At 44.7% G+C, this 23,034-nt stretch carries 21 protein-coding genes, 1 tRNA gene, 1 rRNA gene and 1 riboswitch; of the genes, 5 read left to right on the top strand and 18 right to left on the bottom strand.

Annotated features, from left to right (window positions below):
• The 12 genes from G5B12_RS13610 to G5B12_RS13555 all read right to left on the bottom strand — a co-directional run.
• A 16S ribosomal RNA gene (locus G5B12_RS13610) occupies positions 1–262 on the bottom strand; the annotation flags it as partial.
• A gap of 333 nt (positions 263–595) precedes the next feature.
• Positions 596–683: transfer RNA gene (locus G5B12_RS13605), tRNA-Ser, on the bottom strand.
• A 1,002-nt stretch (positions 684–1,685) separates the two neighbouring features.
• Entirely contained in the window at positions 1,686–3,371 is a 1,686-nt protein-coding gene (locus G5B12_RS13600; protein ID WP_174088490.1) for a sulfate adenylyltransferase subunit 1, read from the bottom strand.
• Between the two features lies 1 nt (position 3,372).
• On the bottom strand, positions 3,373–4,275 hold the full coding sequence (gene cysD, locus G5B12_RS13595) for a sulfate adenylyltransferase subunit CysD (protein WP_015526618.1): 903 nt from the start codon (positions 4,273–4,275) through the stop codon (positions 3,373–3,375).
• Between the two features lie 51 nt (positions 4,276–4,326).
• The gene (locus G5B12_RS13590; protein ID WP_092073302.1) at positions 4,327–4,638 is read right to left on the bottom strand and encodes a 4Fe-4S dicluster domain-containing protein; all 312 of its coding nucleotides are present in this window, start codon (positions 4,636–4,638) and stop codon (positions 4,327–4,329) included.
• Complete coding sequence (locus G5B12_RS13585) at positions 4,622–6,328, bottom strand: adenylyl-sulfate reductase subunit alpha (RefSeq protein WP_174088488.1); 1,707 nt, start codon at positions 6,326–6,328, stop codon at positions 4,622–4,624. The genes G5B12_RS13590 and G5B12_RS13585 overlap by 17 nt, the downstream gene beginning before the upstream one ends.
• Before the next feature lie 5 nt (positions 6,329–6,333).
• Positions 6,334–6,750 carry a M67 family metallopeptidase gene (locus G5B12_RS13580; RefSeq protein WP_021976043.1) on the bottom strand — a complete coding sequence of 139 codons (417 nt, stop codon included), beginning with the start codon at positions 6,748–6,750 and terminating at the stop codon, positions 6,334–6,336.
• A 77-nt stretch (positions 6,751–6,827) separates the two neighbouring features.
• A complete protein-coding gene (gene thiF, locus G5B12_RS13575; RefSeq protein ID WP_118063599.1) occupies positions 6,828–7,634 on the bottom strand; it encodes a thiazole biosynthesis adenylyltransferase ThiF in 807 nt (268 codons plus the stop codon).
• On the bottom strand, positions 7,634–7,843 hold the full coding sequence (gene thiS / locus G5B12_RS13570) for a sulfur carrier protein ThiS (protein ID WP_021976045.1): 210 nt from the start codon (positions 7,841–7,843) through the stop codon (positions 7,634–7,636). Before thiS (G5B12_RS13570) ends, thiF begins: the two co-directional genes overlap by 1 nt.
• 12 nt (positions 7,844–7,855) lie before the next feature.
• Entirely contained in the window at positions 7,856–8,101 is a 246-nt protein-coding gene (locus G5B12_RS13565) for a sulfurtransferase TusA family protein (protein ID WP_015526613.1), read from the bottom strand.
• Positions 8,094–8,957, bottom strand: coding sequence for a 4Fe-4S binding protein (locus G5B12_RS13560; RefSeq protein WP_174088487.1), 864 nt, complete (start codon positions 8,955–8,957; stop codon positions 8,094–8,096). The genes G5B12_RS13565 and G5B12_RS13560 overlap by 8 nt, the downstream gene beginning before the upstream one ends.
• A gap of 39 nt (positions 8,958–8,996) precedes the next feature.
• Complete coding sequence (locus G5B12_RS13555; RefSeq protein ID WP_118071856.1) at positions 8,997–10,235, bottom strand: O-acetylhomoserine aminocarboxypropyltransferase/cysteine synthase family protein; 1,239 nt, start codon at positions 10,233–10,235, stop codon at positions 8,997–8,999.
• A gap of 349 nt (positions 10,236–10,584) precedes the next feature.
• Here G5B12_RS13555 and G5B12_RS13550 point away from each other — a divergent pair, with 349 nt between their 5' ends.
• From G5B12_RS13550 to G5B12_RS13540, 3 genes are all read left to right on the top strand, one after another.
• Positions 10,585–11,760, top strand: coding sequence for a sensor histidine kinase (locus tag G5B12_RS13550; RefSeq protein ID WP_244096097.1), 1,176 nt, complete (start codon positions 10,585–10,587; stop codon positions 11,758–11,760).
• Complete coding sequence (locus tag G5B12_RS13545) at positions 11,761–12,474, top strand: response regulator transcription factor (protein WP_174088486.1); 714 nt, start codon at positions 11,761–11,763, stop codon at positions 12,472–12,474.
• A gap of 120 nt (positions 12,475–12,594) precedes the next feature.
• On the top strand, positions 12,595–13,905 hold the full coding sequence (locus G5B12_RS13540) for a hypothetical protein (protein ID WP_174088485.1): 1,311 nt from the start codon (positions 12,595–12,597) through the stop codon (positions 13,903–13,905).
• A 210-nt stretch (positions 13,906–14,115) separates the two neighbouring features.
• Here G5B12_RS13540 and G5B12_RS13535 read toward each other — a convergent pair whose 3' ends face one another.
• The 6 genes from G5B12_RS13535 to G5B12_RS13510 all read right to left on the bottom strand — a co-directional run bounded on the left by G5B12_RS13535 (position 14,116) and on the right by G5B12_RS13510 (position 20,820).
• The gene (locus tag G5B12_RS13535; protein WP_174088484.1) at positions 14,116–15,132 is read right to left on the bottom strand and encodes a sulfate ABC transporter substrate-binding protein; all 1,017 of its coding nucleotides are present in this window, start codon (positions 15,130–15,132) and stop codon (positions 14,116–14,118) included.
• Positions 15,133–15,562: 430 nt separating this feature from the next.
• A complete protein-coding gene (gene thiH / locus G5B12_RS13530) occupies positions 15,563–16,804 on the bottom strand; it encodes a 2-iminoacetate synthase ThiH (RefSeq protein WP_021977210.1) in 1,242 nt (413 codons plus the stop codon).
• A gap of 199 nt (positions 16,805–17,003) precedes the next feature.
• A complete protein-coding gene (locus G5B12_RS13525) occupies positions 17,004–17,789 on the bottom strand; it encodes a thiazole synthase (protein ID WP_021977211.1) in 786 nt (261 codons plus the stop codon).
• Between the two features lie 44 nt (positions 17,790–17,833).
• Positions 17,834–18,037, bottom strand: coding sequence for a sulfur carrier protein ThiS (gene thiS, locus G5B12_RS13520; RefSeq protein WP_021977212.1), 204 nt, complete (start codon positions 18,035–18,037; stop codon positions 17,834–17,836).
• Between the two features lie 198 nt (positions 18,038–18,235).
• Positions 18,236–18,343: riboswitch (TPP riboswitch) on the bottom strand.
• A 192-nt stretch (positions 18,344–18,535) separates the two neighbouring features.
• Positions 18,536–19,468 carry a serine hydrolase domain-containing protein gene (locus G5B12_RS13515; RefSeq protein WP_174088483.1) on the bottom strand — a complete coding sequence of 311 codons (933 nt, stop codon included), beginning with the start codon at positions 19,466–19,468 and terminating at the stop codon, positions 18,536–18,538.
• A gap of 5 nt (positions 19,469–19,473) precedes the next feature.
• On the bottom strand, positions 19,474–20,820 hold the full coding sequence (locus G5B12_RS13510) for an APC family permease (protein ID WP_118063615.1): 1,347 nt from the start codon (positions 20,818–20,820) through the stop codon (positions 19,474–19,476).
• Positions 20,821–21,079: 259 nt separating this feature from the next.
• Between G5B12_RS13510 and G5B12_RS13505 the strand changes: the two genes are divergently transcribed.
• Both G5B12_RS13505 and G5B12_RS13500 read left to right on the top strand, forming a co-directional pair.
• Entirely contained in the window at positions 21,080–21,913 is an 834-nt protein-coding gene (locus tag G5B12_RS13505; protein ID WP_174088482.1) for a MurR/RpiR family transcriptional regulator, read from the top strand.
• Between the two features lie 21 nt (positions 21,914–21,934).
• Positions 21,935–22,882: a serine hydrolase domain-containing protein gene (locus G5B12_RS13500; RefSeq protein WP_118063619.1), complete on the top strand. Its 948-nt coding sequence runs from the start codon at positions 21,935–21,937 to the stop codon at positions 22,880–22,882.
• Positions 22,883–23,034 lie beyond the last annotated feature (152 nt).

Genomic DNA, 23,034 nt, shown 5'->3' with positions numbered 1-23,034 from the left:
AGCTAATCCAACGCGGGTCCATCTTATACCACCGGAGTTTTTCACACCGGACCATGCGGTCCTGTGCGCTTATGCGGTATTAGCAGTCATTTCTGACTGTTATCCCCCTGTACAAGGCAGGTTACCCACGCGTTACTCACCCGTCCGCCACTAGAAACCAGCTAAATCTGCCGAAGCTTCAATAAAAGGTTTCCCGTTCGACTTGCATGTGTTAAGCACGCCGCCAGCGTTCATCCTGAGCCAGGATCAAACTCTCTGATAAAATGTTTGATTCGATCACTCAAGACAACCGTTTGGCTATCTCTCGTTTTTACTGCTTTTGGTTTGTTTAAACCGTTCTTTAAATGTAAAGAAATTTTCGAGAATCGTATGTGTTTCACTGTTTAGTTATCAAGGTTTTTCGTTCTGTCTCTCAGACAGCTCGTTTATTTTATCTCATCTCAAATCATTTGTCAAGTACTTTTTCAACTTTTTTCAAATTCTTTTTTGATGAATTTCTGTCTCGCTGACAGCTTGTTTACTTTATCATGTTTGCAAGCGTTTGTCAACAAGTTTTTTTATTTTTTTGAAAAGTTTATTTTTTTCAAAAAAATAACGGAGAAGGAGGGATTTGAACCCTCGCGCCGCGTTAGCGACCTATACCCTTAGCAGGGGCACCTCTTCGGCCTCTTGAGTACTTCTCCAGACTCCGAACTCATAATTTCTTATTAAATTGGAGTGCATTTCTTCTGTGTTTTCATCCGAAACGCAGGTTTAATTATAGCGGAAGGCGATATGCTTTGTCAACACCTTTTTTTATTTTTTTACATTAATTTTATTGTATTGTGATAGATGGGGAATAACAACGGGTATATACTGTTGTTTATTGCCTTATTGCATATGGCTACGCGGGTCGCATTGTAATGCGGGAATACGCAGGGGGAAGGCCATCTCAGAGTTCCGTAAGCCCGAAGGCCCTCCCCCTGCACCCCCACCCTCTTGGGCACGGAAAGAAGTGTTACATCTTCGATGTGTAACACAGTTGACTCTTGTCTGTATTCTTCGGTATTCAGGATGTAGCTCTTTGCCGATCCAATCTTCTGTATGCTACGATATTCAAAATGGTTCTCTTTGCCGATCTGGTTTTCTACATGCCACTCTATTTCAAAATGCTTCCCTTTGCCTATCCGGCGTTCTATATGCCACTCTATTCAAAATGCTTCCCTTCACTTATTTAATCCATATACACTATAAAAAACTCCACACAACCAGGACAGGGCGCCACAGCGCCCGCTTCCGTCCCTCTGCAGGCTTGTTTTCTCCTTTCCGGCCTGAATGCACAGCCGAGGCTCAGGATACTGGCTGGCTCTGCTTCTGCAGGAGGGGTGCGCTTCTTAGATGGCGGGAATCTGCGTTGTTTTTCAAAAGTTCGCTGTTTGAGCGAAGCGAGTTCGGACTTTTGGAAAACGGTTTTAGCAGATTTTCGGCATCTTAGAAGCCAGCCCCCGACGAAGCCGCAGACCGGACAGTATCCTGAGCCTCGGCGTCCCTTCAGCCACCAAACCGTCCAATCACCAACAACCTCCCGCAGAAGCCCACCCTCCCAGCCATCCAGCGCAGCGCTGATGGCTCAACAACCTTCAAATTCAACAAAAAAGAGACTGCACACCCATGCAGCCTCTTAATGTTATTGATACAGTTTTTCGTTAGATCATCCAGAAATTATCCGTGCAGACAATCTTCCTGTAAGTCTCAAACTTAAACCACTTATTATGAAACTCCGACTTATTATCAGCCGCCTTAAACTCCTTCAGGAACTGCTGATAATCATCATTACTGCGGATCTCCAGGGCAAAACCTCTCTCGTCCACAACAGGAAGCCCCATAAAGGCATACTTATCCAGCGGAATAATATCCAGCACCTTCTTATCACGAATAAGAACAGCTGCATTGTCCTCCAGGGATACAATATCAAAATAACCCGGATACTCGAAGCTATCACCCTCTGTAGGTACAGCATCCCCTACATGATAAGTCTTAACCTCTTTATCCGCCTTAGAAAGCAGCGCATTCTCAAGGTTAAAGTAAAACTCTTCAAAGACATAACCGCCAACCTTCACATCATCCTTCTGGAAATAAGGCTTCTCACCCTCAGTATCAACAGACTCCACAACACCACACGCAGAAGTCATATGACTCACACGATCGATCAGGATCAGCTCACCAAGAGTCTTGTTCTTCTTAAACTCATCCAGAACTACTTTGTCAGAAAGACCAATCTTACACAAAGCGATCTCATTCTTCTCAATGGTATCTGCATGAAGCTGCTCTCCAGTATTTACATCCGTCTTAAACTCAATACTCTTAACCACACCTGCGATCTTCTTGGTACCAAGCTTCACAAGATATTCCTTGCCCACTTCAAGTCTGGAATCATCCATCCAGAGAAGAGTAGCCTCGAAACCTTTTGCCACAGGAATCTCATTATTATTGGTAAGAACACAGCCACGGCTGACATCCACCTCTTTATCCAACTGAATGGTAACAGCCTGGCCTGCAACAGCCTCCTCACGGTTGTCGCTGCCCACCAGGATCGTCTTAACAGCCGCTGTCTCGTTGCTTGGAAGCGTAGTGATGGTATCGCCTACATGAACCCGGCCACTCTCGATCTGGCCCTGGAAACCACGGAATTCATGGTTTGGACGGGAAACACGCTGAACAGGCATATAAAACTCGCTGACATTCTCAGCCTCGGAAACATCCACAGTCTCAAGATGATCCAGAAGAGCTTTGCCCGTATACCATGGCATATTCGGAGACTTCTTCGTAACGTTATCACCCTCTGTAGCACTGACAGGAATGATCACAACATCCTGAAGACCCATAGTCTTTGAAAGCTCATTAATATCCTTCACGATCTCGTTAAAACGGCTCTCACTGTAATCAACAAGATCCATCTTATTAACAGCAAATACAAAATGATGGATACCCATCAGAGCGCAGATACGCGCATGACGTCTTGTCTGCACCAGAACACCCTGTTTTGCATCCACAAGAATAATGGAAAGCTGGGCAAAAGAAGCACCAACTGCCATGTTTCTTGTATACTCCTCATGACCAGGAGTATCCGCAACAATAAAACTTCTCTTATCCGTTGTAAAATAACGGTAAGCAACATCAATGGTGATACCCTGCTCACGCTCAGCCATCAGACCATCCAGAAGAAGAGAATAATCAATGGCACCACCTCTGGAACCTACCTTGCTGTCCAGAAGAAGGGCTTTTTCCTGGTCTGCATATAAAAGCTTGGAATCATAAAGAATATGGCCGATCAGTGTAGACTTTCCATCATCCACACTTCCGCAAGTGATAAATTTCAGTAATCCGCTCATCCTAGAAGTACCCCTCTCTCTTTCTTTTTTCCATGCTGGCAGCTCCGCCGTCAGAATCGATAACACGTGTAGTTCTCTCAGATTCCACAGAGCTTAAAGTCTCGTCAATGATCTCGTCCAGTGTCTCCGCGTCAGACTCGATACCACCTGTCAGAGGATAGCATCCAAGAGTACGGAAACGAACTTTTTTCATCTGCGGCTCCTCACCCGGGTTCAGACGCATTCTGTCGTCATCCACCATAATGATGTTGCCGTCTCTGTATACAACCGGACGCTCTTTTGCAAAATACAGCGGAACGATCGGGATATTTTCTCTCTTAATGTACTGCCAGATATCAGTCTCAGTCCAGTTGGAGATTGGGAAAACACGGATGCTTTCACCTTTGTTGATCTCAGTATTGTAAAGCTTCCACATCTCCGGACGCTGGTTCTTCGGATCCCAGGCCTGCTCTGCGTTACGGAAGGAGAAAATACGCTCTTTTGCACGGCTTTTCTCCTCATCACGACGGCCGCCGCCAAATGCAGCTGTGAAACCATATTTCTTAAGAGCCTGTTTCAGGGCCTGTGTTTTCATGATATCTGTATATGCGGAACCGCTGTCAAAAGGATTGATTCCCTGTTTCACACCGTCCTGGTTAATGTACTCAAGCATTTCGATCCCGAGATCTTTTGCAGTCTTGTCACGGAACTCGATCATCTCTTTAAATTTCCAGGTTGTATTTACATGAAGAAACGGGAATGGCGGTTTCTCCGGGTAAAAAGCTTTCATCGCAAGATGAAGCATTACAGAACTGTCTTTTCCTATAGAATAAAGCATTACCGGCTTTTCGCACTCTGCTGCAACTTCACGGATGATGTAAATTGCCTCCGCTTCCAGCTCATCCAAATGTGATAATCCACTCATATCTGATCTGATCCTCCTGTTTTGGCCGCCAAAACCGGCAGCACCTGTCTTCTAGTATTTATTCGAATTTCGTCGATCCACATCGATCACGGATGTGGAACCGTCTGTTTTTGTAATGATCCAGTGAAGGATATCACCTTCGCTTTTTACATTCATGATACTTCCGTTACCGCCGATATCCGCACCAAGGAAAAAGTCAATGGCACCGGCTTTACATTCCTTTACGCAGGAAACGCAGCCCCAGCAGTTTTTCGGATATTTCATCACGGCTTTTTTGTTTTCCATGACGATCAGGGTTCCCGGACATACTTCACTGCACTTTCTGCAGCCAACACATTTTTTCTGATCAATTCGTATGCTCATATGTGTCCTCCTTTACAATGTCACGGAAAATGATCTTGATCTCGCCGTTTTCCAGTTTCGAATTTACATATTTATAAAATTTCTCATCGGTTTCCGGATGATCCAGATTTTCGTTGAAAGAATGCCATCTGGTCTCTTTTCGGTTTTTCAGATGAGCAATCAGTGAACGACACACAATGAGACGCTCACGAAGTTCGTATGCAAACATCAGCTCATGCATATCTGCTGCCGCTGTTTTTTCGGCAAGAGCCTGAAGCTTAAGGATCTTTTCATCTGCAAGATCCAGCTGTTTCTCATTGAACTGATAATTGGAAGCAATTCCTCCCGCATACTCGTCCATGACTTTCTGCATGGCTTCCTCAAGCTCCTCAACGGAAAATGCCGGTGCATCTTCATTACGGAACTTTTCGTACTGAGAAAGGATTTTTTCTTCCTGAACTTTGATCTCCGCTTCTGTGGTAATATCCGCTTCTTTCAGAGATCCTGCGGAAAACTGTTTCACCATATCCAGTGCTGCAAGTTTTCCTTCTGCAAGTGCCCCTGTTACATATTTCTGGGGACATCCGCCTGCAACATCACCTGCTGCATAAAGACATTTCACAGTAGTCTCACGGCCTGTGTTTACCCAGTAGCCGCTGGCTGTATGGCCGCCTACGATATAGGGCTCTGTTCCCTGGATCTCCACATCCTGCTCACTTGGGTTTTTTCCACTTTCGATCCATTTCAGAGTCTGGCTTGGTGCCATGTTCAGATAAGCTTTCAGAAGATCTTCATCCTGCTCTTTCGTGATCCCTGTAGTCTTCAGGTAACACGGGCCATGGCCAAGCTGATTTTCCCGGACTGTTCCGTAAACTCGCTCGCTTGTGGTCAGACCGTATTTTGTCTCGTAGATCTCGCCTGCCGCATTGATCTGTTTTGCGCCGACACCCTGTGCGATGGTTCCTGTAGGAGCGATGGTGTCCTTGCAGCGAAGAGCAATAAAACGCATCTCAAAAGATGTCATCTCCGCGCCTGCCAGGATTCCCATTGCGTATCCGGCACCTGTGTTAAATGGCGGATACCACATCTTATGTCTGGAAAATCCAGGATTGTTCGGTTTATAAAGTCCAGCCGCTCCGCCGGTTGCAACAAGAACTGCTTTTGCCCGGATAACGTAAGCGGTTTCTTCCATAATAGAAAAACCAACGGCTCCGTAAACCTGACCGTCTTTTACAAGAAGGTCTGTGATATTTACATAATTCAGAACATCTACATTCTCAGCTTCATGAACTGCATCCGCAAGAAGTGGTTTGAAATTCTCGCCGTTGATCTTGATGTTACGGTTTCCTCTGGCTACATAATCGCCATTTTCATCCTTCAGGATCACAAGTCCAAGTTTTTCCATTTTTGCGGTAACTTCGTTGAAGTTCTCCGCTGCTGTAAGAAGAAGGTCCTGTCTTACGATCCCGGCGGCATCTTTTGTGGCGTAATCTACATAGTCCTGAGGCTTGCGGCCTTTTACAATGTAGGCATTGATGGCGTTGACACCAGCTGCCAGACAGCCGCTTCGCTTGATATTTGCTTTTTCTGCGATCAATACCCTGCCGGCTTTCTGTTCTGAGAGAACCAGCGCCGCATAGCAGCCTGCGGTACCTCCGCCTATGATCAGCACATCCGTTGTAATTTCTTTTGTGTTTAATCTGTTTTTCATACTCATCACTCTGTTATCTGAATCTCATGTACAGTTACATTTTTTTCTTTGTCTACGCCGAAGGCCTTCAGCACCGGGTTTTCTGCATCCATAAGGGAGAGGATCAGATATTCGATGTTCGGGTCAAAAGCAAGTCGTTTGTCTTCTTCGGAAGGCCTTGACGGAGACTCCGGATGAGAATGAAAGTTTCCGATCATCTGATATCCGTTCTGACGGATATCTTTGATCGCGCTCAGCTGTTCTTTCGGATCCATGGAAAAGTGCTCGTTACTCTCGTCGATATTTGTCAGTAAATACACCTTCTCGATGGTTTTTACATCGCCCTCAATGGTCCCGCCCAGAAGGCCGCAGGACTCATTGGGAAGTCCCTTTCTGCAATGGTCTAATATTTTTTCGTAATCTTCTTTTTTTAATTTCAGCATTATCTTCGCAGCCTCCAATGGGTTTCTATACTTATTTATACTGCCTGCACCAGCAGACACTTTTGACTTCTATATGATCAGTGTTTCAGCTCGCACACAGCCTGCTCGTAATCGATCAGCTCTGTGATGGTCGGATTGTCGCCGCATACCGGGCAGTGATGGTTCTTCGGAAGTTTTACGGTACGGAATGTCATCTTCAGCGCATCGTAGGTAAGAAGTCTTCCTGTAAGAAGGTCACCCTGTCCGATGATGTACTTGATGGCTTCCATTGCCTGAAGGCTTCCGATCACGCCGCCCATGGCTCCGATAACACCAGCCTGCTTACAGGTCGGTACGGCATCCTTTGGTGGCGGGCTCTGGAATGCACATCTGTAGCATGGTCCCTGTCCCGGAACGTAAGTCATCAGCTGTCCCTGGAAACGGATGATACCTGCATGTGAAAACGGTTTCTCAGCCATTACACAGGCATCGTTGATAAGGAATTTTGCAGGGAAGTTGTCCGTTCCATCCAGAATGAAATCGTAATCTTTGATCAGATCCATAATGTTGCTGGAATCTACAAATGTATGATATGTATTTACGGTAACGTCCGGGTTGATGGCTTTCATAGTCTCAGCCGCAGACTCTACTTTCAGTTTGCCAACATCTGCAGTTGTGTGGATGACCTGTCTCTGAAGATTTGAAAGATCTACCTCATCTGCATCTACGATTCCGATTGTTCCCACACCTGCTGCTGCAAGGTAAAGGGCTGCCGGTGATCCAAGTCCGCCGGCTCCGATGATAAGAACCTTGGCATTCAGAAGCTTTTTCTGGCCTTTTACTCCCACCTCTTTCAGGATGATGTGGCGGGAGTAACGCTCAAGCTGCTCATTTGTAAAAGCCATTATCTTGCGCCTCCTCCCATGTAGTACAGGAACTCAACAACATCACCGTCTTTTACAACTGTGTTCGGAACGTCTTCTTTGCTGATGAATTCATCGTTGATGGTTACGGTTACATACTCAGGACTTTCGATATCCTCTTTCTCAATAAGCTCTGTAAGTTTCAGTCCGTCTTCGTATTCTTTTTTATTTCCTGCAACTGTGATTGTCATTTCTCTGTTCTCCTATTCTTCAACTTTTCTTACGATCAGTGTATAAGTTCCATCTTCATTATCTTCAAGTTTCAGGATCTGATGTCCTTCTTCTTTTACGCTTCTCGGTACATTCTGTACTGGCTCGCCATCGTTCATTTTGATCGCCAGGATCTGTCCGTCGTCTAGCTCCTCAAGTGCTACTTTTGCTTTTACAAAAGTTACCGGGCAAACTACATCGGTAATATCTACTGTATCATCAATTTTAATATCAGCCATTGTATGCTCCTTTCAAAACTTCCTGAAGTTTTTCAGCGCCTACCCGGTCGATGGTAAATTTAAAACGCTCTCCCGGATTTGCATAGTCATCAAAGAACTGGATCGCTGCATCGGTCACTCTGAAAAGCTGTTCTTCAGAGGTGATCAGCGGAAGGAATTCCTGTCCCTTGCTGATGTGATTTCCAAACGTTCCGCCAAAGGAAACGATATATGCTTCGTTTACATCCCATGCATCCACCGGACAGGATTTTGCACATCTGCCACAGTAGTTACATTTCTCTGTATCGATCACCAGCTTGTCATCTTTAAAGGAAATGGCGTTTTCTCTGCAGGCCTTTTCGCAGACACCGCAGTGGATACATGCCTCCTCTTTCCAGCTGACCTCAGCCGCTCCCTTGATCCCTACATCATTCTCCTCTGCCTTCAGACAGTTGTTCTGGCATCCGGTAACACCGAATTTGAATTTATGGGGAAGCTCTCTTCCAAAATATCTCTCATTTAATTTCACCGCAATGTCATAGCTGTTGATGTTTCCGCTTGGACAGACTGCATTACCCTGGCAGGCTGTAACTGTACGGACTCTCGGTCCGCAGACACCAGGTTTGCATCCGCCTTTCGCAAGATCATCTTTTACATCATCAATATCATCTAATTTAATGAACGGGATCTCAACTCCCTGTCTGGAAGTAAGATGTACATATCCGTCACCGTATTTCTCAGCTACTTCTGCAATCTTCTTAAGGTTTTCTGCGGTAAGCGTACCGCCTACACAGGCAAGACGAAGAGAAAAATTATTTTTCTGCTTCTGTCTCATGAAACCACCTTTTTTTAATGTAGCGTAATCTACTTTTGTCATAGCGAACTCTCCATTTCTCTGCTGGTGCAGCTATCGATTTTATCTGTTACTCTCTATCGCTTGTTTGAAATCTTCTTTTAAATCTTCAATGTCTTCAATTCCCACGCTGATCCGGATCAGGTCTTCGAACACTCCGGACTGCTGTTTCTCCTCATCGGAGATGTGTGCCGCGATGGTGGATTCCGGATGGATCACCAGTGTCTTCGTATCTCCGATGTTGGAGATGATCAGCGGGATCTTCAGGGAATTGATAATGGAAAAAGCTTTCTCCTTGCTTCCGGTTCTTACGGTTACGATAGCTCCGTAACCATTCCTGAACTGCTTTTTCGCAATTTCGTGATAAGGGCTCTCTTCCAGTCCCGGATAATTTACTTCAATGTCACCACCCAGGCTCTGTAAAAATCTGGCAAGTTCCAGTGCGTTGTCACACTGTCTCTGCATTCGAAGTCCCAGGGTTTCCAGTCCCAGATTATTAAGGAAAGCATTCTGCGGAGCAAGACACGCGCCAGTGTTCCGGAAAAGTCCGTTTCGAAGTTTGGCGATGTATGCAAATGGTCCGAATTTCCGGTATGGAGCAAGTCCCGGATATCGGTCAGGGTCCCATTTCAGTCCCTTACCACAGACAAGAATGCCGCTGATCGCATCGCTGCTTCCATTGATATACTTGGAAGAAGAATGAACCACGATGTCAGCTCCAAGCTTCAGTGGCTGGATCAGATACGGGGTTGCCACCGTGTTGTCTACGATCAGCGGTACGTCATGCTTATGTGCCACTTCTGCAACTGCCTGGATATCGGTAACGTCCAGCTTGGGGTTTCCGATCGTCTCCGCAAAAACAAGTCTCGTTTTCTCTGTGATCTCTGCCTCAAAAGCTTCCGGCTTATTCTCACTTACGTACTTTACGGAGATCCCGAAAGGCTTCAGATCATCGAACAGTTCCACAGTTCCGCCGTACAGTCCGCAGGCTGCCACGATCTCGTCTCCTGCCTGCAGAATGTTCAGAAACGCATTGGTCAGCGCCGCCATTCCGGAAGCACATGCCACACTGCCGATTCCATCCTCCAGCATAGTCACTCTTTTCTCAAAGGACTCTACCGTAGGATTGTTGATCCTTGTATAGGAGAAGCCCATTTTTTTATTGTCAAAAATTTTCTCCAGGTCTTCCGCACTGTCATGTCGGAATGCGCTGCTCTGATAGATTGGAACCTGTGTGGCACCCTGCGGATATTTCTCATTGGTGCCGTGGAGCAGCCCTGTATTAAAGCCGTATTCGTTCATAGCCTCTTCCCTTTCTTTTGTTGACACTTATATTAACCTAGTATTCATAGTATGTCAATAGGAAATATGGATTAATTGCATTTTTTTTGATACAAAAGAAAGGGCTGACATGGTACAATGAAATTATACTTATAGAATCTCAGATCCGGATCAGGCGGATATCTGCAATCCGCATTCGCTACATAACTCTGCATCGAATAACCGTTTCTAATTTTATCAGGAGGTGATCTCTATCCATATAAATCTGAAACTCCGAGATATTTTCCACTCATTATTCAGCCCCACCCTGGATTTCCGTGTCCGGCTGTTCAACATCCTCGCCTCCGGTGGCACCATTATCAGTCTGATCATGGCTTTTCTCAGTTTCGGGACCGGCTCCTGGGGAAATGTGCTGATCAACTTCGCACTGGTTGTCATATCCGGAGGACTTTTTCTTTATTCCTATTATAGTGGGAAATATCAGCGCTGTTACCTGATCACCATTGTCCTGATCTTTCTCATTGTTTTTCCGATCATGTTTTTTACCAGCGGCGGATATCATGGCGGCATGCCGGCATTCTTCGTGTTTGCCATTATCTTCACTGTGCTGATGCTGGAAAAATGGCGTGCTCTGATCGTTTCTCTTCTGGAGATTGTCCTATATATGGGACTGTGTCTGGTTGCGTACCATTTTCCGGACAGTATGACTCCTTTTGCAACGGAAAAAGACCGGCTGGCAGATGTACTCCTGGCATTTGTCTCTGTAAGTATTGTCTGCGGCATTGTTCTCTATTTTCATCTGAAAGAATACAATCAGCAGCAGATCCTTCTTAAGGAACAGAACCAGCGGCTTCGTTCCCTTGACAATGCCAAGTCCACCTTCCTGACCACCGTTGCCCATGAGATCAAAAATCCTCTGAACTCCATCTCCCTCCACGCCCGTGACACCTCCGAGCTCCTTGAGGAAGATCCTCTGGATTTCTCTCTTATGCAGGAAAATCTCCGCACCATCGAACAGTCGGTAATGCGGATCGACCGGATCGTGCTGGATCTGATGGACACGGTTTCCATTGAGCAGGGACGACTTGCTCTTTCTCTTATGCCATCGGACCTGGGCACACTTTTACATTCTGTGGAAAAAGATTTCAGCAGTCATCCAAGCTCCGGGAATAACCAGCTGGTCCTTACGATACAGCCCGACCTCCCGGAAATTTCAGCAGATCCGGAACGGCTGATCCAGGTTGTCACCAATCTGATCTCCAATGCAGAGCGTCATACCAGGAACGGAATCATCACTATCTCACTGTCCGGTGGGCCCAGGTGGCAGACAATCTGCGTCTCCGACACCGGTTCCGGCATGTCCGAAGAAATGCGAAAAAATGCTCTCAAAGGTTACGTTTCCGCAGATAAAGATTACTGGCGGCACGGCATAGGTCTCTACGTCTGCCACCAGATCATCACCGCTCATGGCGGTAAAATATGGATAGAAAGTGAAGAAGGCAAAGGTACCCGCGTGTTCTTTTCCCTTCCGGAGGAGGAATCTTAAATGACTGAAAACAAACCACACATCCTCATGGTCGAGGATGAAGAACAGATCCTGAATACAAACTGCCGGATGCTGCGGCGCCGCGGTTATGATGTCCGCACCGCACAGACAGCCGCTGAGGCTTATCATCAAATTGATGAAAATCTGCCGGATCTTCTGATCCTGGATATTATGCTTCCTGACGGAAACGGTCTGGATATCTGCCGCCGCTTCCGCGAAAAAACCATGCGCCCGGTTCTTTTTCTCACCGGAAAAGGTGATGTCCGGGATAAAGTGGAAGGGCTTCAGCAGGGCGGCGATTATTATCTCACCAAGCCTTATAATTTCGATGAATTTCTGGCTGTGATCCAGATGCTTCTGGAACGCCAGAAACGAATGGAAAAAAAAATAAAAGAAAAATTTCAGTCCTCCCGTCAGATCACCATCGGCAGCCTGCGGCTGGATCTTTCGGACGGCCATGCATATCTCAATAATGCCGACACAGGCCTTACCCGGACCGAATTCTCTCTGCTGCGTCTCCTTGCAGAAAACCAGGAGAAGATTTTTTCTGCAAAGGAGCTCTACGAAACGGTATGGGGCAGCTGTGCAGGAACAGATACCAGCACGGTACGGCGGCATATCTTTAACCTCCGGACCAAGATCGGTGCCGAGGATACCGATGAATATGACATTGTCTCGGTTTATGGGAAGGGATATCTTTTTACCTGCCGGTAAATGTCTCTTTTTCTTCACATTTCTGAATACCGGGATCTGTCTGTTATAATATATACAACAGACAGATCTTTTTTAACAGAATCCCGAAAATCGACATACATTGCAAACCCGGAGGTGCCTATGCATAAAAAAATATTAATTCTTTTAACCGGTGCACTTACCCTTTCCATAACTTCCATCCCGGTTCTTGCTTCTGATCCTCCAACCGATGACGGTCAGTACATCTGGCAGGATGAAAACGGAGATTACTGGTACCGCAATGGTTCCGAAGACGAATATATCGGCGAAGGTAATTATGCCCCTGACCCGGATTCCGGTGAACTGATGGAAGGCAACGATGCCGGCTGGACCGAACAGGACGGTTATTTTGAGCCTCATTATTATTATGAGGACGGCAGTGTGTGGCTGGAAGATGCCACCGGAACCACATATATTGGCTCCAGAGATAAATATTATATTGATGACTACGGTAATCTTCAGGAATATTCCGATTCTGAAACTGATTCCTCCTCCGGAGATTATTCAGAAGAATCCTCCGATACCAGTGGAAACTCCTCCTCGCAGGATTCCGATTCTTCATACCCAAATTCCTCTTCCGATACAAACACGGAAGATTCCTCTGAATCGGAAAAGCGCGGCGAGCTTCATATGCGGGTTGGATTCCCTGCCGATGATACGATCAGAGAATCCATGCCCGAAAAAGAAGGTTATTTCGAGCAGCGTTCCGTAAATGACGGAAAAAGCACTGCCTTTGTTTTAAAAGTACCGAATTCCTCTCTGGAGGATTCTTCCCTGAAGGGTTTTCTGGCAGAATACTATCCGGTAAAGGGTGAGATCATCACAAAAAAGGACCTTACCTTTGAATCTTATCCCGCCACGAAATATCAATACTTAACCGCTGTCAACGAAGAAGAAAAAAATGTAGATGCTCTTGTATGCCAGACTGACGATTATACATTTGGACTTTTTGTCCTGACTCCGTCAGACACCTATGATAAGGCCGCCGAAAAGGAAGCCACAGAGCTGATCAAATCCATAGATTTCGTTTACGCAGAGCGTGTGGATATGGCCATGACGGATTACTTCCAGGTCCTCACTCCGGAGCGCTGGAAATATCTCTGCCATTATGAAACAACCGAAACCGAAAATGGTGGATATAAACTGACTTATTACAATGAGGATGTTCCTGTACTGACTCTGGAAGCCAGATATTACGATGGCGAAGACCAGCCTCTGGACAGTGTATGGCAGGGCTATCTCGGCCGTATCGAAACCGTCGACGGCAAAAAATACGATCTTCTGTCCACCATCAGCCAGTACTCCAGGGACGCCTCTGATGAATGGAAGGAAATGTATGACACTTATCTGGATGTCATAAACGGGATCCGTATAATGGACGGCTGTTCCCTGACCGAAGGAAGCCATGCCTGATCCCTTGTGATTCACATTGCCCCCTCTGCCGTTATTTTGCAGACCGGAAGATCCATAGCTGCATGTGATGTTGACAGCTGCTATATATCAGGTACAGATTTTCCAGTCGCAAAAGGCACATCATATTTACATAAAAGAAGCTGCAGACTCTGTTTTTTCACTGTTCTGCAGCTTCTTTGTGTTATTGTGTCCAACTATATCTTCTACTGTCTATCCTTCGTAAATCTGATCAAAAATCCCTCCATCTGAGAAATGTGTTTCCTGTGCCTTTTTCCATCCGTCGAAATCATCAATGGTGACAAGATTGATGTCCAGGTCAAACACATCGGAGTATTCCTTCAGAATATCCTGGTTTGACGGACGGTAATAATTATCACCAGCGATCCACTGTGCTTCATCGGAATAGAGATAATTCAGATATTCCTCTGCCACATCTCTGGTGCCTCTTTTGTCTACAACTTTATCGACTACTGCTACAGATGGCTGTGCAAGGATGCTGATGCTTGGTGTTACGATCTCGTAGTCGTCCGGATAATCCTTTACGGAAAGATAGGCTTCATTTTCCCAGGCGATCAGTACATCACCCTGTCCGTTTTCCACGAAAGAGGTCGTTGCGCCTCTGGCTCCGGTGTCCAGGACAAGTACGTTTTTGTAAAGATCTCCGATGAATTCTTTAATTTTATCCTCGTCTCCGTTATATTTATCTTTTGCATAGGCCCAGGCTGCCAGATAGTTCCATCTTGCTCCGCCGGAGGTTTTCGGGTTTGGTGTGATCACACCTACGTCTTTCTTTACCAGATCATCCCAGTCTTTGATGTTCTTGGGATTTCCTTTTCTTACAAGGAATACGATGGTTGAAGTGTAGGGAGAACTGTCTTCCGGAAATTCATCCACCCATCCGTCATCAATAAGTCCTGCATCCTGGATCGCATCCACGTCATACTCCAGTGCCAGTGTTACCACATCTGCTTCCAGTCCGTTGGCAACCTCAAGCGCCTGTTTTCCGGAGCCTCCATGAGACTGCGTGATATCCACATCCTGGCCAGTTTTTTCTTTCCAGTGTTTCTGGAAGATCTTATTGTACTGCTCATAAAGTTCTCGGGTCGGGTCATAAGATACATTGGTAATGCTGACGCTGTCCGCCGCATATGTGGTTACTCCTGTAAGGCTTCCGATCGCTGCTATTGCTGCAAGAGCTGCTACTGCTGATTTCCATCTTCTTTTCATAATACTTACCTCCTGTGTTTTGCCTCGTGTTTTGTTGTTGGGGCTATTATAAACATGAGTAAGTCCATATGAAAACTGTTAGATTAGAAACCGTTTTCAGCAGTTTTCAGAAACAGGGGTGTTTTTGCGGATTTCACAGGTTTTTATATCTGATTCCGGCCGATATTATGTTGTTTTTGTTGATTTTTGCATCGTATTTTATTGTTCCGGGAGTATATGTGAAAACGTCATCAGCCTTGTGAATCCAACAAGTTCTCCCAGTACTCCCCTCTGTTTGGCAAAAATCTTTCTGCATTTATTTTCTGAAACAGTTATCCACACCCGCCCAGGAAAATCGTTCTTTCAGGCGAGTGGTTTTCCACATATTCCACAGAAGTTATCCCCTGTTGGCTGTGCAGTCATCTATGCGCTTGTGTGACCTTATCTCTTTTTACAGATAGATGTAGTCGTTCATTACCGGCTGCAGACCGTGATCTTTCAGGGCATTGAATACTTCATCCACGGATCTTCCGTCTGAAATCTCAAACTGATCATCGCCTTTATCTTCGATGTCTTCCACATGGCTTCCGATTCCTGTGCTGACACCTGCAGAAATCTTGGTTGCTGCGATATTTACCAGGTTGTCACGGACACGCTCGCACTCTCTGGTGGATACGGTGATACTTGCAAACGGCATAAACAGACGGTATGCACAGACTACCTGCAGAAGCTGTGGTTCATGGACATCCTTCGGATTAATCCGGTCATTGTTGATGATCGGGCGGAGTCTCGGGCAGGAAAAAGCAATCTCTGCGTGTGGATATTTTCTCTGCAGAAGGTATGCGTGATATCCCGTCGCAAAAGCATCTTTACGGAAATCATCCAGCCCCAGAAGAGCTGCAAAGCCAACACCTCGCATGCCACCTTTCAGTGCACGCTCCTGTGTATTTAATCTGTATGGAAAAATCCTCTTATGGCCTGCCAGATGCAGGGTTTCGTACTTATCAGAATTATAGGTCTCCTGGAAAACGGTCACATAATCTGCACCGCATTTGTGAAGATATGCATACTCATCAGAGTTCATCGGATACACTTCAAGGCCTACTACCTTGAAATATTTCCGGGCAATCTCGCAGGCTTTTCCGATATATTCTACATTGGATTTGGATTTGCTTTCACCGGTAAGGATCAGGATTTCCTGAAGGCCGGTTTCTGCAATAGCTGCCATTTCCTTCTCAATCTCTTCCTCATTCAGCTGTGCACGGCGGATCTTGTTGTGGCAGTTAAATCCACAGTAAATACAGTAATTTTCGCAGTAGTTTGCAATGTAGATCGGTGTAAACATACAGACACTGTTTCCAAAATGTTTTCTTGTTTCGATCCGCGCTGCCTGTGCGATCTCTTCCAAAAGGGGCAGTGCTGCCGGTGAAAGCAGTGCCTGAAAATCTTCCGGTGTACGGTTGTCATGAGCCAGGGCTCTGCGTACATCTGCTTCTGTGTATTTGTCATAATCATATGCATTCATTGCGGAAATAACCTGATCCATCACATCAGACTCTTCCAGCTGTTCCATATCCGGAAGGTACTTCATGTGGTCAATACGATTCTTTTTCATGTCTTCCAGAATTTCTTCGTTTACGATACTCTCATTAAAATGGCCGTCCTGCTGACTGGCCTGTACTGTTTCTGCCATTGTTGTTATGTCGCTCCTCTCGCACTTTTATTATCTCGAATTTGCAATATTTCAGTATCTGATTCTACTTTTAGCTATCCGTTCTCTTTTCTTCTCTGGTTGATCTGCATCAGGCGGATATTCGCAATCTGCTTTCGATACATAAGTCTGCTCTTAATAACCCATATATTTCCAAATCTTTCAATATACTGTCATTATCCTATTCATGCAGAAATCCGGTCAGCGGTGAAGATGCGCTGGCGCCTCTCTCCAGGGTTCTTCCCATGCCGGAAAGGTATGCGCTTCTTCCTGCCTCGATGGCTTTCTTAAAAGCCTCCGCCATAACACGGACGTCCCCTGCTGTTGCGATGGCTGTGTTTGCCATAACTGCTGCAGCACCCATTTCCATAGCCTCACATGCCTGTGATGGACGGCCAATCCCTGCGTCTACGATGATCGGAAGATCGATTTCGTCGATAAGGATCTGGATGAATTCTTTTGTGCAGATTCCTTTGTTAGAACCGATCGGAGAACCAAGCGGCATTACACAGGCAGCTCCTGCGTTTACCAGATCTCTGGCTGCATTCAGATCCGGATACATGTACGGCATGACAACAAAGCCTTCTTTTGCAAGGATCTCAGTTGCTTTGATGGTCTCATAGTTATCCGGGAGAAGATATTTGGAATCATGGATGACTTCGATCTTTACAAAATCTCCGCAGCCAAGCTCACGGGAAAGTCTTGCGATGCGGACTGCCTCCTGTGCGTTTCTGGCACCGGATGTATTCGGAAGAAGTGTAACGTCCTTCGGCACATAGTCCAGGATGTTGGCAAGTCCACCTTCATTTGCACGGCGCAGAGCAAGTGTTACGATCTGTGTTCCTGCTTTTTCGATACATGCTTTTACAAGATCCAGGGAAAATTTTCCGGAACCAAGAATAAAACGGGAAGTAAACTCATGGCCTCCCAGGATCAGTTTGTCTTCATTTGTGTTTGCTGTTGTCATTTTTTATGTCCACCTTTCTTTTTATCTTCAATATACCTTTTATCTCAGCAGCTTCCGCCGCCCATAAACTGCAGAATCTCCACAACATCGCCGTCTTTCAGCACTGTTGTATCGTAAGTCTCTCTCTTGATGATCTCTTCATTCAGTTCAACTACTACCTGCACCGGAACATAATTGCAGGCTTTCAGATATTCGGTTACTGTCACCGGATTTTCCAGTGTTCTTTTCTCGCCGTTTACTGTGATCATAAGCTCTCCTTTCCGAGAATAAAAAAAGAGTCCACAAAGAAATACACCCGCGGTGGTGCACCCCTTCATGAACTCAGTTCACTCTCAAAATTTCCTGTATTCCGTTGTAGATACCAGGGTTAAAAGCATCTGCTCTTAAGCCCTTCCTTGTAAATCCTGATCATAAATAAAAAGGGAGATACACCAAAGTATCTCCCGTAAATTCATCCTATACGTTCCTACGTTGGCATTATCCAAATCAGGTATAAGGGTCGAAGTTGAAGACTTCCTCTCAGCCTGCCATCACAAGCTCCCCTGTTATTTACAATGCTTAGTATAAGGCGAATTATGATTAATGTCAAGCCTGAAAGGATTAAGCCACCTTACATAACGGAATAGAAAACCCCGGAAGTCTCGCACACTTCCGGGGTTTTCGTTTTTGCCAATGTTTAAATTTCATCACATTTCTTAGCTACTATTATCTTATACTTTCCACTCTGTTTTGTCAACCAGAGTATATTACAATTCCGGAACCACTGTAGTCCATAGATGATTTCCTATTTTCTGGAAATCCCCCTCCAGAGACATTACAGTTACTACTGCATCCTTGTCAGGAAACGCCAGACAGAACTGACCATAATTTCCATCGGATCGATAGGAACCGGCTTCCGGATTCATGACAAACTGATATCCATATCCAAAACCGGAATAAAGATTTCCCGGACTTCCTGCCGCTGAATTGTCTACAAGATTGGAAGTCGCAACTTTCATATATTCTTCCGGCACCAACTGTTTTCCATTGTATTTTCCTTTATGAAGGATCAGCTGTCCATATCTGGTGAACTCGTCAATATTTACATAAAGACCATTCGCCGCATGTACATGACCTTTCGGACACAAAGTCCAGTCCGGATTTCCAATTCCCAATGGTTCAAAAAATCGATTTCTCAGATATTCCAGAAGATTGACACCCGCACGTTTTTCAATAGCACAGCTGATCATATAGGTATTGAAATTACTGTACAGCCACTGAGTTCCTGGTTTATTTACAACCTTCGCATTTTCAAAGAAATATCTGATCCAGTCCAGCGTTGTATAACGTTCCGGCCAGTCACAGAAAAACAGCGAGCTTTCCAGACCGGTAGTCATTGTCAGCATTTTTTCCAGAGTCACATCACCAAGATATCCTTCTGTTTTTTCTGGAACATACTCCGGAAAAATATCAACGATCTTCTCATCCAGCTGAATCAATCCCTCATCCAGTGCAATTCCCACTGCACAGGATACCACGCCTTTGCATGCAGACCAGGTATTCAGGCGGGTTTTCACCGGCATTCTTTTATATTCTGCCGTTAACTGTCCTTCACGCCATATCTGCGCATACATAACATTGAGATTTTCTTTTAAAGTTTTGATAGCAAATTCATTGATCAGGTTCTGGTCTTTATTCATAAACATTAATCCTCCCACACACTTGTTTCCATCTTTACATCAGGACTTACACTTCTAAACCATCCGTAAGCCATGCATACTACAATGGCTATCAGACTGATGATTACTACCGGAAGTTTCAGGCTTCTGCAAGAATTGATAAAAATGCAGATATATGCAAACAGGCTCAAACAGCAGAGGAAATAATATTTTCCGTTAGAAATATGCATTGGTGATTTTTCCCATGCTTCTGCATGTTTTTTCGGAAGCTGGAAATAAGCATAAATCTGCAGAAATGCCAGTGCTGATGCCAGAAGCATAATATTATTTACAACATCACTGATAGAAAAGTCCAGTAACACAGGTAATATTCCCATAAGATAAGTAAATGTCATCAGTTTCCAGTAAGCCCCTCTTCTGTTCTGAGCTGCCCATGATTTCGGAAGCCATCCATCTTTACAGGACTGTGCAACCGGAATACAGTTATTGGAAATTGTTGAATTAATGGATGAAGACAGTGCAAGTACCGGACCACCAATCATAAATACTGTGAAAAGTGCCGGATTTAAAATATTTTTTGCAACCAGGGTAAGCGGCTGTCCGGCTACCTGATCCAGAGGAAGCACACCACTTGCTACAATTGCAACACCGCCATATACAACCATCAGTGTCGGAATACAGTACAGAAGTGCCTTTGGAATATCTTTATGTGCTTCTTTTGCCTGTTTACCATAATTCATAATGCAGGAATATCCGTTTGTTGAATATACATACAGCATGATTGCGGAAAAGAATCCGGATGGACCATTGGAGAAAAAGTCTGGTGCTGTAAACTCAAACACCGGATTTTTCAGCTGGAGGCATCCCAGAACAATAAACAGACCAAGTGCAACAAACAGCAGGGTAACCAGAATTTTCTGTACCTTCGCCATTACATCCACACCACACAGATTGATGGCAAAGAACACACTCAGGGCTGCAATTCCAAACCATTTCGCATTGATCTGCGGCCACAGGGAATTTGCATACATACCAATTGCCACACCATAAGTCGCCAGATTGATCGTCTGTGGCAAAAATCCTACTGCATACATACCGGCAACTCGTTTGCCGGCCATATCTCCTACCAGAGAATAAAATCCTCCTCCAAGTTTCAGTGTAGATGTGATCCATGGAATTGGTGCAATCATCATAAATCCCCAGATACATGCAGCTACATATGCCAGCCATGCTGACTGACCAGTCAAAAGAATTGCCGGTCCGATCAGTGTCAGAACACCCGATCCAATCGCCTGTCCTACACCGATTGTATAAAGATCACTTCGTTTCAGGTAACCTGTTTTTTCTTTTATTTCCTTTACTGTTGACGACATAAAAGCCCCCCTTTTTTATTGGCTCTAATATTAATAGTGCAATTAATTCTCTTTCTGACGTCATATGAATTATTTAATGCTATATTAACATCTAGGTTTCAAGATTTCTATTGACAATATTATTAAAAATACACACTTTAATTTGTGCATTATTTACATCTTTTTTATATCAAGAAGAATTTTTTACTCCATTATATTGTAATCAAACTTTACACCTGTTATAATTTATTATACTAATCGTACAATACAGGAGGTTTTCATGAAAATAGAACAGTTGATCCGTGAAAAAATATCTTCTCTTTCTGCTGGCCAGAAGAAAGTCGCCGAATATATATTACAACACCTTGATTCATTCAGTTATTCCACCCTTGCGAAACTCAGCAAGGAAATTTCCGTAAGCGAAACCACTATCATACGCCTTGCCTATTCCCTGGGATTTGAAAGTTTTTCTGAAATGCAGCGTACTGTACAGAATGATATTCTTTCCATTCCCACAGCTACAGCAGATGACACACTGGACAATGGGAATTTCTATCAGAACATCATTGCAAAAGAACTCCATTCCATGGAAAACTGGGCTTCACACCTGAGTCAGGATGATATGGATCAGATCGTTACCTATCTGACCAATGCGAAGAAACGTCTGATTGTAGGCGCCCGTTCCTCTTACAGTGCAGCACTCTGGATGGGAACCTTGCTGAATCAGCTTCTTGGAAATACCAAGGTGGTTCATGAATTTTATGATCCCCATTTTGAATATCTCACGGAAGCTTCTGAAGATACTGTTGTTCTTCTGCTCTCTTTTGCCCGCTATACCAAATGGTCACTGAAATACGCACAGGTTGCCAAAAACCATGATGCAAAGATCCTTGCCATCACAGACAGTATTTCATCACCGGCATGGTCTCTGGCGGATCATGCGGTCATTACAGAGATCAATCTCAATGAAATGGGATTTAACTCCTTTTCCTGTCTCTATTGTCTTTTTGACAGCATTGTTGCAAAAATCCGAAAAAGCAAGTGCAAGTCCATCAGTACACGCCTTCATGACCTGGAAGAACTTTACTCAGACTTTGATCTTTTTTACGAATAATAATTACAGGGGGGGATTATCATGCAGGAAATTTTAGATATTTTTCTTGAAAAATCTAAACATCATCATTCCAATATTATCTATGCCCAGATATATAAAAACGATGTTTTAAAAGAAGAATTCAGGCTTTTTCCGGTAAAAACCCGATTAAATATATGGTCTATCAGCAAGCCTTTTGTTGCCATGGCTGCTGGTATCGCAGAACGCGAAGGACTGATCACTCTTGATGAATATATTTATCCCTGGTTTGAAAAATATTTCCCATCTGATCCTTCCGAAAATCTTTACAAAATAAAGATCCGTGATCTGCTTACGATGTCATCCGGTCAGAAAGATCCTCTCTTTTTCTGCGACGGTCCGGAACGATACAGAGAAAAAGACTGGGTAAGATATTTTTTCCAGAATGATTCTTTTCCCTATACACCAGGTACCCATTTCGTGTACAGCAATTTCTGTTCCTATATTTTGTCTGTTCTTCTGGAAGAAAAATCCGGAACCGGTTTGTTGAATTATCTGCGATATCGTCTGTTTGAACCAATTGGCATCCCGAATCCGGACTGGACCCTCTGCCCTCAGGGACATTGCATGGCAGCTAATGGACTGTATCTGACGATTGATGAACTGGCCCGTTTTGGGCATCTGCTTCTGCATGAAGGTGCTCTGAACGGAAAACAGATCGTCCCAAAAAAATTCGTGATTGATGCCTGTCAGAAACATATCGATTCTTACAATCCACTGACGGAGCATCCGGATTACCAGAGCTATGGTTATGGATATTTCATATATATGGGACCTATGGAAGATACACTAATCCTGTCCGGCAATTACGGCCAATACTGCGTCGTTGATAAAAAACACCATATGGTATCCTGCGTTATGTCTTTGGATGGAAATGACCACAAAAAAATCCGTGATGATCTGGTAGATTCCCTTGCAGAATATTACGGTGTGAAAATTTCACATATATAAAAAAATGCCGCTCCCGCGGCCACATCATATGATATTCGCAATCCGCTAACGCTACTTGCTCATAAAAAAATGCCGCTCCCGCGGCAAATCATATGATATTCGCAATCCGCTAGCGCTACTTGCTCATAAAAAAATGCCGCTCCCGCGGCATT

Source organism: Blautia sp. MSK.20.85, from assembly GCF_013317245.1.
Taxonomy (GTDB): domain Bacteria; phylum Bacillota; class Clostridia; order Lachnospirales; family Lachnospiraceae; genus Blautia_A.
This window is presented reverse-complemented; position numbering and strand designations above follow the sequence as displayed.

What these genes read in the sequence shown, in the direction of transcription:
- G5B12_RS13600 (WP_174088490.1), bottom strand. Translation starts at nt 3,371, where the DNA reads ATGAGCGGATTACTGAAATTTATCACTTGCGGAAGTGTGGATGATGGA.
- cysD (WP_015526618.1), bottom strand. Translation starts at nt 4,275, where the DNA reads ATGAGTGGATTATCACATTTGGATGAGCTGGAAGCGGAGGCAATTTAC.
- G5B12_RS13590 (WP_092073302.1), bottom strand. Translation starts at nt 4,638, where the DNA reads ATGAGCATACGAATTGATCAGAAAAAATGTGTTGGCTGCAGAAAGTGC.
- G5B12_RS13585 (WP_174088488.1), bottom strand. Translation starts at nt 6,328, where the DNA reads ATGAAAAACAGATTAAACACAAAAGAAATTACAACGGATGTGCTGATC.
- G5B12_RS13580 (WP_021976043.1), bottom strand. Translation starts at nt 6,750, where the DNA reads ATGCTGAAATTAAAAAAAGAAGATTACGAAAAAATATTAGACCATTGC.
- thiF (WP_118063599.1), bottom strand. Translation starts at nt 7,634, where the DNA reads ATGGCTTTTACAAATGAGCAGCTTGAGCGTTACTCCCGCCACATCATC.
- thiS (WP_021976045.1), bottom strand. Translation starts at nt 7,843, where the DNA reads ATGACAATCACAGTTGCAGGAAATAAAAAAGAATACGAAGACGGACTG.
- G5B12_RS13565 (WP_015526613.1), bottom strand. Translation starts at nt 8,101, where the DNA reads ATGGCTGATATTAAAATTGATGATACAGTAGATATTACCGATGTAGTT.
- G5B12_RS13560 (WP_174088487.1), bottom strand. Translation starts at nt 8,957, where the DNA reads ATGACAAAAGTAGATTACGCTACATTAAAAAAAGGTGGTTTCATGAGA.
- G5B12_RS13555 (WP_118071856.1), bottom strand. Translation starts at nt 10,235, where the DNA reads ATGAACGAATACGGCTTTAATACAGGGCTGCTCCACGGCACCAATGAG.
- G5B12_RS13550 (WP_244096097.1), top strand. Translation starts at nt 10,585, where the DNA reads ATGGCTTTTCTCAGTTTCGGGACCGGCTCCTGGGGAAATGTGCTGATC.
- G5B12_RS13545 (WP_174088486.1), top strand. Translation starts at nt 11,761, where the DNA reads ATGACTGAAAACAAACCACACATCCTCATGGTCGAGGATGAAGAACAG.
- G5B12_RS13540 (WP_174088485.1), top strand. Translation starts at nt 12,595, where the DNA reads ATGCATAAAAAAATATTAATTCTTTTAACCGGTGCACTTACCCTTTCC.
- G5B12_RS13535 (WP_174088484.1), bottom strand. Translation starts at nt 15,132, where the DNA reads ATGAAAAGAAGATGGAAATCAGCAGTAGCAGCTCTTGCAGCAATAGCA.
- thiH (WP_021977210.1), bottom strand. Translation starts at nt 16,804, where the DNA reads ATGGCAGAAACAGTACAGGCCAGTCAGCAGGACGGCCATTTTAATGAG.
- G5B12_RS13525 (WP_021977211.1), bottom strand. Translation starts at nt 17,789, where the DNA reads ATGACAACAGCAAACACAAATGAAGACAAACTGATCCTGGGAGGCCAT.
- thiS (WP_021977212.1), bottom strand. Translation starts at nt 18,037, where the DNA reads ATGATCACAGTAAACGGCGAGAAAAGAACACTGGAAAATCCGGTGACA.
- G5B12_RS13515 (WP_174088483.1), bottom strand. Translation starts at nt 19,468, where the DNA reads ATGAATAAAGACCAGAACCTGATCAATGAATTTGCTATCAAAACTTTA.
- G5B12_RS13510 (WP_118063615.1), bottom strand. Translation starts at nt 20,820, where the DNA reads ATGTCGTCAACAGTAAAGGAAATAAAAGAAAAAACAGGTTACCTGAAA.
- G5B12_RS13505 (WP_174088482.1), top strand. Translation starts at nt 21,080, where the DNA reads ATGAAAATAGAACAGTTGATCCGTGAAAAAATATCTTCTCTTTCTGCT.
- G5B12_RS13500 (WP_118063619.1), top strand. Translation starts at nt 21,935, where the DNA reads ATGCAGGAAATTTTAGATATTTTTCTTGAAAAATCTAAACATCATCAT.